The organism is Escherichia sp. WS2035, from assembly GCF_046487065.1.
GTDB classification, from domain to species: Bacteria; Pseudomonadota; Gammaproteobacteria; order Enterobacterales; family Enterobacteriaceae; genus Escherichia; species Escherichia coli.
This window is the reverse complement of record NZ_JBJQKD010000002.1, coordinates 464,585-475,125: the sequence shown is the minus strand read 5'-3', so window position 1 is coordinate 475,125 and position 10,541 is coordinate 464,585. Positions and strand designations below refer to the sequence as shown.

The 10,541-nt window shown below is 52.4% G+C and carries 7 protein-coding genes and 2 tRNA genes; 4 read left to right on the top strand and 5 right to left on the bottom strand.

The window, feature by feature from the left end; all coding sequences use genetic code 11:
* The first annotated feature begins 319 nt into the window (after positions 1–319).
* Entirely contained in the window at positions 320–970 is a 651-nt protein-coding gene (gene zinT, locus ACJHX4_RS06910) for a metal-binding protein ZinT (protein WP_001007778.1), read from the top strand.
* Between the two features lie 669 nt (positions 971–1,639).
* On the opposite strand, the gene ACJHX4_RS06905 is transcribed toward zinT, so the two are convergent.
* A tRNA-Ser gene (locus ACJHX4_RS06905) sits at positions 1,640–1,729 on the bottom strand.
* 93 nt (positions 1,730–1,822) lie between these two features.
* Between ACJHX4_RS06905 and mtfA the strand changes: the two genes are divergently transcribed.
* The 3 genes from mtfA to ACJHX4_RS06890 all read left to right on the top strand — a co-directional run bounded on the left by mtfA (position 1,823) and on the right by ACJHX4_RS06890 (position 4,220).
* On the top strand, positions 1,823–2,620 hold the full coding sequence (gene mtfA / locus ACJHX4_RS06900) for a DgsA anti-repressor MtfA (RefSeq protein ID WP_001311896.1): 798 nt from the start codon (positions 1,823–1,825) through the stop codon (positions 2,618–2,620).
* A 100-nt stretch (positions 2,621–2,720) separates the two neighbouring features.
* Positions 2,721–2,796, top strand: a tRNA-Asn gene (locus ACJHX4_RS06895).
* A 161-nt stretch (positions 2,797–2,957) separates the two neighbouring features.
* Positions 2,958–4,220 carry a tyrosine-type recombinase/integrase gene (locus ACJHX4_RS06890; RefSeq protein ID WP_000060157.1) on the top strand — a complete coding sequence of 421 codons (1,263 nt, stop codon included), beginning with the start codon at positions 2,958–2,960 and terminating at the stop codon, positions 4,218–4,220.
* Between the two features lie 193 nt (positions 4,221–4,413).
* Here ACJHX4_RS06890 and ybtS read toward each other — a convergent pair whose 3' ends face one another.
* Genes ybtS through ybtP form a run of 4 tightly spaced genes read right to left on the bottom strand, consistent with a single transcriptional unit; the run spans position 4,414 to position 10,520 of the window.
* Positions 4,414–5,718: a yersiniabactin biosynthesis salicylate synthase Irp9/YbtS gene (gene ybtS / locus ACJHX4_RS06885; RefSeq protein WP_000703040.1), complete on the bottom strand. Its 1,305-nt coding sequence runs from the start codon at positions 5,716–5,718 to the stop codon at positions 4,414–4,416.
* A 27-nt stretch (positions 5,719–5,745) separates the two neighbouring features.
* Positions 5,746–7,026 carry a yersiniabactin-associated zinc MFS transporter YbtX gene (gene ybtX, locus ACJHX4_RS06880; protein ID WP_001286284.1) on the bottom strand — a complete coding sequence of 427 codons (1,281 nt, stop codon included), beginning with the start codon at positions 7,024–7,026 and terminating at the stop codon, positions 5,746–5,748.
* Positions 7,019–8,821: a yersiniabactin ABC transporter ATP-binding/permease protein YbtQ gene (gene ybtQ, locus ACJHX4_RS06875; protein ID WP_000654452.1), complete on the bottom strand. Its 1,803-nt coding sequence runs from the start codon at positions 8,819–8,821 to the stop codon at positions 7,019–7,021. The genes ybtX and ybtQ overlap by 8 nt, the downstream gene beginning before the upstream one ends.
* Positions 8,808–10,520, bottom strand: a complete 1,713-nt coding sequence (gene ybtP, locus ACJHX4_RS06870; protein ID WP_001330751.1) for a yersiniabactin ABC transporter ATP-binding/permease protein YbtP — start codon at positions 10,518–10,520, stop codon at positions 8,808–8,810. The genes ybtQ and ybtP overlap by 14 nt, the downstream gene beginning before the upstream one ends.
* Between the last annotated feature and the right edge of the window lie 21 nt (positions 10,521–10,541).

Below are 10,541 nucleotides of genomic sequence, written 5' to 3'. Positions count from 1 at the left end.
GCATGACCAGCCAGGTAATGATTTACAGCGGCAAGTTTTACTTCAAATGAATGTTTCATAAACTGCACCTTCAGATGTCAGATTATGTCCAACATTTGGGGTGCAGTTCAAGCGCCCTATCCGGCCCACACAGATCGCATCAAGTTATGTTTCGTTTGTCATCAACCTTTCATCACCAGAATAATTTATTTTATTTCAATAAGATAGTTCAATACACCTGAGAATACCATGCTCTCATTTCCTAATGAGTTGTTGCATTTTTTCATATGTTACAATATAACATTACACATCATGTACATTAACTCTGGAGGAAATTGTTTTGGCGATTCGTCTTCATAAACTGGCTGTTGCTTTAGGTGTCTTTATTGTTAGCGCTCCTGCCTTTTCGCATGGTCATCACTCACACGGCAAACCCTTAACAGAGGTCGAACAAAAAGCTGCTAATGGTGTTTTTGATGATACCAATGTACAAAACCGAACGCTCAGTGACTGGGATGGAGTCTGGCAATCCGTTTACCCTTTACTGCAAAGTGGCAAACTTGACCCCGTCTTTCAGAAGAAAGCGGATGCAGATAAAACCAAAACATTTGCTGAAATTAAAGATTATTATCGCAAAGGTTATGCGACAGATATCGAAATGATTGGCATTGAGGACGGCATTGTCGAATTCCATAGAAATAATGAAACAACATCCTGTAAATATGATTACGATGGATACAAAATACTCACCTATAAATCAGGCAAGAAAGGCGTTCGTTACTTATTCGAATGTAAAGATCCTGAAAGCAAAGCCCCTAAATATATACAATTTAGCGATCATATAATTGCACCACGAAAATCATCTCATTTTCACATTTTTATGGGTAATGATTCCCAGCAATCTTTATTGAATGAAATGGAAAACTGGCCAACGTATTATCCCTATCAGTTGAGTAGCGAAGAAGTGGTCGAGGAGATGATGTCTCATTGATTTTTTTGCGCTGACTTCAGTTATTTAACAGAACAGTGCCTGGTAGTAACAACAATAATTTACCAAGACAAATAAGTAAGACAAACTCAGACACGCTCATACTTGAGTCGTGTCTTTTTTATTATGTCTGTAGAAAAAAACTGAGAAAAAGGCGAACAATAAATACACAACTCAGCCATACAGACTGGCAGCGCAAATGTCTCCAGGAGCAAGTCATCTGTCATGGTAAAGCTAACCAGAAATATAGGTTAATTTTGGTGTTTAAACCTTTTTTACTTGTTAGTATGATACAAAGGCTTTCAAAAAAGCTGGGAAATTCAACAACTCTTGGAAATTATGGACTTTGTCCCGCGGCTTTAATCTGACGGCCGCGTTCCTTTTTTGGCTCAATTATTGACCCCTTCTCTACGCAACTTCAGTTCCCGCCAGCAACTTTGCGGCAGTTTCATAGGATCAATGTCTAAAAGAATAATGGTGACCGATAAGAAAACGACTGAATAACTGTAGATTTTCGCTCGAAACCTTCCTGTCAGACCCATAGCGAATCAAGTGCTGAATGTCACAGTATCGAACAGAAAACAGTGACGATCTAACCCTTCAAGAATATCCTACGATTGTTCTGTTTAGGAAAAGCAAGGCGGGAAGTCGGGAGATAAGTCATTGATAAAGTGGCGGAGAGAGGGGGATTTGAACCCCCGGTAGAGTTGCCCCTACTCCGGTTTTCGAGACCGGTCCGTTCAGCCGCTCCGGCATCTCTCCGTTCAGATGGTTGCCATGATGCCAGGAAATTTGGCATTTTAACAGTCCCTGTCCGTGCAATTTTGTTCAAGTGACGAGTTTGCGAGCAAAACGATGATTAAGTGGCCCTGGAAAGTACAAGAATCAGCACATCAAACTGCCCTTCCCTGGCAGGAAGCACTATCGATCCCCCTTTTAACGTGTCTGACAGAACAGGAACAAAGCAAATTGGTCGCTCTTGCCGAACGTTTTTTACAGCAAAAACGGCTTGTTCCTTTACAGGGCTTTGAGCTGAATTCATTAAGAAGCTGCCGGATAGCACTTCTATTTTGCCTGCCCGTTCTGGAGTTAGGACTGGAATGGCTGGATGGTTTTCATGAAATCTTAATTTATCCTGCGCCATTTGTGGTCGATGATGAATGGGAAGACGATATCGGTCTGGTGCATAACCAACGTATTGTTCAGTCAGGTCAGAGCTGGCAGCAAGGGCCTATCGTTTTGAACTGGTTGGATATACAAGATTCTTTTGATGCTTCTGGTTTTAACCTGATTATTCATGAAGTCGCTCATAAGCTGGACACCCGTAACGGCGATCGCGCCAGCGGAGTTCCCTTTATTTCGTTGCGTGAGGTTGCTGGCTGGGAACACGATCTTCATGCTGCAATGAACAACATTCAGGAAGAAATCGAATTAGTTGGTGAGAATGCGGCGAGCATTGATGCTTATGCTGCCAGTGATCCTGCTGAATGTTTTGCCGTACTTTCTGAATATTTCTTTAGCGCCCCAGAACTTTTTGCTCCTCGTTTCCCTTCATTGTGGCAACGTTTCTGTCAATTTTATCAACAAGATCCTTTGCAGAGACTGCATCACGCTAATGATACAGACTCGTTTTCGGCGACGAATGTTCATTAATTAACAACTTTGCAGATTAATTAACCAATTGAAATGGCTTATGAAATTTAGTGTTGACAGACAAGGTACCGCTAAGTAATATGCGCCCCGTTCTCACGATTCCTCTGTAGTTCAGTCGGTAGAACGGCGGACTGTTAATCCGTATGTCACTGGTTCGAGTCCAGTCAGAGGAGCCAATTTTCTGTTTTCATGCATCCTTGCGAATCTTTATCTGATGTTGATTCAACAGGTTAGTGTGAAAACTCTTCTCAGTGCATTTTGATTTTACCCTACGCATCGGGAAAAATTGGTGGTCAAATCTGGGGTCAGGTTAGTTCGATAATGGAGTGACCCCCATATGTCCCTTACCAGCGCAAAAATCCGCACCCTCAAGCCTTCTGATAAACCCTTTAAAGTCTCCGATTCTCACGGTCTGTATCTGCGGGTCAAGCCGGGTGGCTCCCGCCACTGGTATCTCAAATACCGTATTAGCGGTAAAGAATCCCGCATTGCGCTGGGTACCTATCCAGCCATCTCCCTGTCTGATGCGCGACAGCAACGTGAAGGTATCCGTAAAATGCTGGCGCTGAATATCAACCCGGTACAGCAGCGGGCTGCTGTACGTGGCTCACGAACACCGGAGAAAGTTTTTAAAAACGTGGCGCTGGCGTGGCATAAAAGTAACAGGAAATGGTCGCAGAACACCGCCGACCGTCTGCTTGCCAGCCTGAACAATCACATCTTTCCGGTCATCGGGAACCTACCTGTATCAGAACTTAAACCCCGTCATTTCATTGACCTGCTGAAAGGGATCGAGGAAAAAGGTCTGCTGGAGGTTGCGTCCCGCACACGGCAGCACCTGAGTAACATAATGCGCCATGCGGTCCATCAGGAGTTAATCGATACGAACCCTGCAGCAAACCTTGGCGGCGTGACCACACCTCCTGTCAGACGGCACTATCCTGCCCTGCCGCTGGAGCGGCTGCCTGAACTGCTTGAACGTATTGGGGCATATCATCAGGGCCGTGAACTGACCCGGCATGCCGTTCTGCTGATGCTGCATGTGTTCATTCGCTCCAGTGAACTGCGTTTCGCCCGCTGGTCAGAGATTGATTTCACAAACCGAGTCTGGACGATACCCGCGACGCGAGAACCCATTATTGGCGTGCGTTATTCCGGCCGCGGGGCAAAAATGCGAATGCCGCATATCGTCCCCCTCTCAGAACAGTCCATCGCCATTCTGAAACAGATTAAGGATATCACCGGTAATAATGAACTGATCTTCCCCGGCGACCATAACCCGTATAAGCCAATGTGTGAAAACACGGTCAATAAGGCACTGCGGGTGATGGGTTACGACACGAAAAAGGATATCTGCGGTCACGGCTTCCGGGCAATGGCATGCAGTGCGCTGATGGAATCGGGTTTATGGGCAAAGGACGCAGTAGAACGCCAGATGAGTCATCAGGAGCGCAATACCGTGCGCATGGCTTATATTCATAAGGCAGAGCACCTGGAAGCCCGCAAAGCGATGATGCAGTGGTGGTCGGATTATCTGGAAGCATGCCGAGAATCTTATGCACCGCCTTATACAATTGGTAAAAATAAGTTTATCCCATAGTATACTAACGAATCCCACACTCTGGCAAATTACCACCACCTCCACAAGAGGTGGTTCTATATAGACTTTTATCAACTTCATGACGAAAAACACCTATTTTATCCCAAAAGAAGACAATAGAGTCACAGAGGAATCAAAGAGCGACTCAATTGTCTTTGGACAGTCTGGTTGTGAGGTTAGAAAACAGTTACTCCTACACCATTAAATAGGGCGCAATGCTCGCTAATTTCTCCCGGGTTTCTGTCAGTTCGCGTTCCGGCGTAGATTGCGCGATGATTCCCGCCCCCGCCTGTATCCAGCAGCGCTGGCTATCCTGAAATACGGAACGCAGAACTAGCGCCGCATCAAAGCGCGTATCGTCCAGCAGCAGGATTGCGCCGGAATAAAGCTCTCGCGGCGTCTTCTCAATTTGCATAATCGCGTTCAGAGCAGCATTTTTAGGGATACCTGAGGCGGTAATCGACGGAAACAGCACGGTAAACGCATCCCAGGCATCCTTGTTTTCCGCAAGCTGACCGCTCACGCCAGACCCCAGATGCTGAACGCTGCCGCGCTGGCGAACCGACATTAAATCTTCAACCACCACGCTGCCCGGCTGGCAAACGGCCTCCAGTTCAGCAATAGCTTCTTTGACAGAAAGGATATGCTCAAGCACCTCTTTACTGTCGTGCAGCAGTTCTGCCTCTTTCGCCTTATTATGCTCCGGGTTTCCCATGCGATCGCGGGTGCCCGCAAGCGGTTCAGTGACCACTTTATTGCCCGTCACTGACATCACCAGTTCTGGGCTAAAGCCCAGCGCTTCGCGTCCTTCCTGACGGAACATAAACGAGCGCACAGGCGTGTTTGCCTGCCGCCCGTATAACAGCGTGGCGGGCATATCAATCCGCGATGGCAGGGGAATGGCGCGCGAGACAATCACTTTGACATACTCGCCACGGCGGATCTCCGCAACGGCGCGCGCAACCTGTTGTTTATATGCCTCACCATTGAGGGCGGTATCCACCGCCAGTGGTGCGTTCTGCGTCGTTGTACCGGCCTCTTTTACCCACTCGCACAAACGTCGGCACCCGTCGGCGGAGTCCGCATAAACGGTGACATTTCCCTTTTCAAAAATAAGTTCTTCACGGGGAACGGTTAACGTCAGCAGCGGCCACTCCCCGGCGTTAAAGGCAATCCCCCGCGCATGCGCCGCAAAGTTGAACCCAACCTGTCCATATACCCGACGTCCTTTCACCTGAGGATGCGCCATAAAACGACGCGCGCAGTCGGCAATGGAATCCACCGCCCATTTTTGCTCCCCGGCATCATCAATAAATGTCGCCTGCGTTCCGTCGGCATTAATGTGCAGCCGTGCCTGGCACCCTTTGCCTAAATACCAACAGGGTTGACGCTCATAGACATAACACTCTTCTTCTGCGAACTGGCGTAAAACGCCAGAAATCGTCGGTAGCCATTGTTCCTCTGGTAACGCCAGATGTAGAAATTCACTGATTTTCATCCCTTACCTCTCTGTGTTATTCGCGGATCAATCAATTGCGCTTGTCATCAGTTCTCTTGCCGAATGCAGCCGGATATAAGCAACCCACGCCGCCAGCAACGTGAATGCCCCGGCAAACAGGAAGCAGGCCGCATAGCCAAAATGTTGAGCAACAACGCCACCGATAACGCCTGCCAGAATGGCGATTGCCGCATCAGTACATTGAAAGAGGGTGAAGTCGACACCGGCCTGCAAAGGCGATGAAAGCGACATCAGCGTGGCGTAAAGACAGACCAGCGCGCAGGCCAGCGAAATGGACTGGACAATGACCAGACACTGGAGAATCTGCAGCAGCAGATGACCCGGCGCCATCATGAGCGTCATCACCACCGCCAGCAGCGCGATCCCCTGGACGCCATAAGCCGTCAACAGCGCTCTGCCGGGTGAGGTGTATTTCATCAGCAATCCGCCGGCCAGCGTTCCTGCTATGCCCGCTGCAATATTGCCGCCGCTGAACAGCGCGCCCAATGCGGACATGCTCAACCCATGATCCAACAACAGCGGTGCCAGAAGAGGCAGCACAAACCGCATGCCTGAATTCAGCATCAATACCAGCAGTAAGCCCAGGCGCGCCTGCTTCCTCCTTAGCGCATAACCTAACGCCGGAACATGCGGGATAGTCGCTGTTCGCGTCGGCTCCGTAATGCGCCACAGCGGGAGTGACAGCGCCATAATCAGCACCGCCATCATCAGCATGGCGACAGGCCAGCCGGATGCCGCCGACAGCATCATGAACACCCCGCCGCCGCACATCATTCCCAGATAGCTGCCGCCGACCTGCACGCTGTTTCCCCAGCCGTAACCCGTGCGGGTCAGTTGATCGACACAAAAGCCGTCGCTGGCGATATCAATGGTGGAGGCGACCGTGCCTGCCACCATAAACAGAACAAATAACGCGACGATTTGCGTATCGGGGAATCCCCCTTCTCGCCCAAACCAGCCAATCGCTGCGGCAATAGTCAGGATCGCCGCTAGCGCGACCTGACCACGCAGGATTAACATGCGGGAACGGCGTTCCTGGCTACCGGGCGGAAGCCGCCAGCGCTCGATCCACGGCGCCCAAATAAACTTCAGCGCCCAGGGCAGCATAAACAGGGTTGTCGCACCGGCAAGCGCCAGCGAACCGCCAGCAGCGCGCACCAGCGCGGGTAAGGACTGCATAGACAGCGCCGATACCAGACTCTGCGTCACATAGACGCCGGCAATAGCAAAAATCACCCGCCCGGTCGTCAACGTCAGCGGTTTCACATTCGACTGAACATCACTCATGCCCCCACTCTCCAGACGCGGAAACCCCGTCGTCGCGCCACACGCGCGCGGCCATTTGCGCCTGCCACAGCGCCTGATAACGTCCATGATGTGAGAGCAATTGCGCATGAGTACCCTGCTCAACCACCTGTCCCTCTTCCATCACCAGAATGTTTCCGGCCCCGGCGATGGTGGATAAACGGTGAGCGATGATAATCACCGTCCGGTTGTAAACCAGGTTATCGATCGCTTTTTGCACCGCCAGCTCGCTTTCAATATCCAGCGCGGCAGTCGGTTCATCGAGAATAACGACCGGCGCGTTTTTCAATAACGCTCTGGCAATGGAAATCCGCTGGCGCTCGCCGCCCGATAGCTGGCCGCCCATCTCTCCCATTGGCGTCAGCCAGCCTTGCGGAAGACGGGAAATAAACTCAAGGCACTGCGCCGCGCGGGCGGCCTCTTCTACCTCCTGCCGCGTCGCCTGTGGGCGCGCGATACGGATATTCGCCAGCAGCGTGTCATCAAACAGCCAGACATCCTGGAAAACAACAGAAATCAGGCTATTGAGCTGTTCCGGCGTCAGGCGGCGAATATCGACGCCGCCAATAGAAATCTGCCCTTGCTGCGGATCGGCATAGCGCATTAACAGTTTGGTGACGGTAGTTTTGCCTGCGCCGGAGGCACCCACCAGCGCGCTCATACTGGCTGCCGGGAACGTCAAAGAAACATGATTAAGCGCGTGGCCGTCACCTTCTTCGTAGCGATAGCTGACGTTGTCAAAGCGGATATCGTAACGTTCCGGCATCTCGCTTTGCTCTGCGACGGGAAGCGGTGCTATCGCCATAAACTGCTCAATCCTTTGCAGGGCGCTGGCGATCAGTTCCACAACCGAGGTGTAGCTGATAAACATCGCCATCGGTTCTGCGAAGCGCATAATCATCGCGACGGCGGCAATCAAAAAGGCGAGGTTCAGAGTGCCCGTCACTACCCAGACGATCCCGGATAACACCACCACCTGTAGGCCCAACTCCACGACGCTGGCGATCAGCATCGTCGCGCCAGCGCCCTGACGGTGAGTGCGGGTCTGTAAGTTTTCCAGCGCATTGAAATGCGCCAGCAGCGCCCGGCTTTTATCGGCATCGCTGCCGCAGGTGCGCAATACCATCATCCCCTGAGCAAATTCAACGATATCGCCGCTCAGACGCTGGTGCGCTTCCCCCAGCGTCTGCATTTGTCGCCGCATCGCCGGGCGGCGCCAGTAATAAAACGGCACCAGCAGAGGGAAGATCAGCAACATCACCAGCCCCAGCCGCCAGTCTATCCACAATGTCGCCAGCGACGCCGTCAGCGGCGTGACAATGGTGAGCAGCAAAATATTGGCTATCGCAATAACATAATTGAGGTTTTCATCCACGCTGCCCAGCAGCAAGGCGTTCATTTCACCCGCCCTGCCGCGCTGGAGCTTCTCCAGCGGCACGCGGCGTAACTGCTCGCCAAGTCGCAGGCGCAACTCATGGGTAGCCTGCGCCAGATGACCACGGTATTCAAAGCCCAGGCCATACCAGCGTAGCACCAGCGTCACAATTGCGGCGACGCTGAAGGCCATAGCCCAGTTAAGAAGTTGCGGCGCGTCTCCCCGTAACAGCGCATCAATGATCGGATAAAGACAGGCAAAGGCGATCCCCTGCATGAATGCCGCCAGCAACAGCGCCAGCATACTGCGTCGCAGCATCCTGGCCTGACTGCCAACGCTGGAGATAAGCTGGCGCCAGATGACGCGCCAGGCCAGGTTATCCGCAGGATTATTGTCTTTCATTTTCCATCACCTCTTCCTGTGTTCCACCCGGCACCCAATGCTGCGCCTGCTGATAGTGTTGCCAGAGCCGTTGATACAGGCCGCCCTGCGCCAACAGTTGCGTATGGTTCCCCATTTCCCTGAGCTGTCCGTCGGAAAACAGCAATATCACATCGGCCTGAGTCACCATTGAGAGACGATGCGCGACCATGATGACCGTCCGGCCACGCATGGCCGCCGCGAGCGCCTTGATAAGCGCCGCTTCGTTTTCCGGGTCAGCAAACGCCGTCGCCTCATCGAGCACCAGGATGGGGCGATCCTGCAAAAGCGCCCGGGCGATAGTAATGCGCTGCCGCTGGCCGCCGGAGAGAAATACCCCACGTTCCCCGACTCGAGTGTTGTAACCTTCTGGCAGAGCGCTAATAAAATCATGGGCCTGCGCCACTCTGGCCGCCGCTATAACCGCCTCCAGCGGCGTATCCGGCGCGCCCAGACGAATGTTATTGGCTATCGTGTCGGCAAAAAGGAAGTTGTCCTGAAACACAAACGAGAGTTGCTTCATCAGGGTGTCCGTCTGCATATCACGCAGATCCACGCCGCCAATACGGATATGGCCTTTGTCCGGGTCGGCGTAACGCAGCAGCAAGCGCGCCACGGTGCTTTTTCCGGCGCCGCTTGGCCCGACCAGCGCCACAATTTGCCCGGCAGGCACATGAAAGCTCACCTCCTGCAACGCGGCGCCAGTACGCGCTTGCGGATAATGAAAGCTCACCTGCTCAAAGGTAATGCTCGCCTCTTGCGGCTGCTGGTCAGACTGCGGCAGCGATAACTCCGGCATCGCGAGAACCTGATAAATACGCTGAATGCTTAAACGCGTTTGCGCGACCAGGTTATTGAGCATCATCATTGGCATTACGGCTTCGGCCATTCCGCTGCCCAGCAGTAAAACGGCCACCCACGCGATAAAATCGAAACTGCCATAGTGCAACAGGCCGTATCCCGACCAGATCAGGACAAACAGGGTCGGGAGAGGATTCAGAATCGAGAAGGAAAAACGCGCTGAAAAACCGGCTTTGCGATACCAGGTTTTGAGCACATCGACCCACTCTTCAAGGGCGCGTTGATAGCGCAAAAAACTGGTGCTGCCGCTATCAAACGTTCTCACCACGGGCATGGCCTGCACGAACTCAATAACCGCCGCGCTAACCTGCTCGCGCGCCTTATGATAACGCTGAGCCATATCTTCCGAACGCTGGCGGGCGAGCACGAGAACAACCGATCCAAACGCCAGTACCCCCAGCGTCGCGATTGCCAGCCGCCAGTCCAGCCAGAACAAGATAACGATTGTCGCCAGCGGCATGATGATCGCGCGGGCATAGAGCGGCGTGCTGTCGGCCACAAAAATATGTAACGACTTCACGTCATCCAGCATCACTTTCGCCACTGACCCGCTGCCCATTTGCTGTAACACGCCAGGCGGAAGCTGCAATGCTTTACGGGCTAACCTGCTGCGCAGAATGTTCTCCAGATGAAAAGCCGCGTAATGAGAGGTGTTGAACGCCTGTAAGCGCAGAACAAAAGTTAAGACCACGCAGCCGATCACGCCGCCCAGCGGCCAGGCCGGAATAGCGTCAGGCGTCGCGCGAATGTCACGCAGGCTCCACGCCAGAAAAAGGAGCGCCCCCAGGCTGGTTAATGCCGCCAGCCCCGCCAGCGCCATAGCTAAAATAACCTTCCTGCG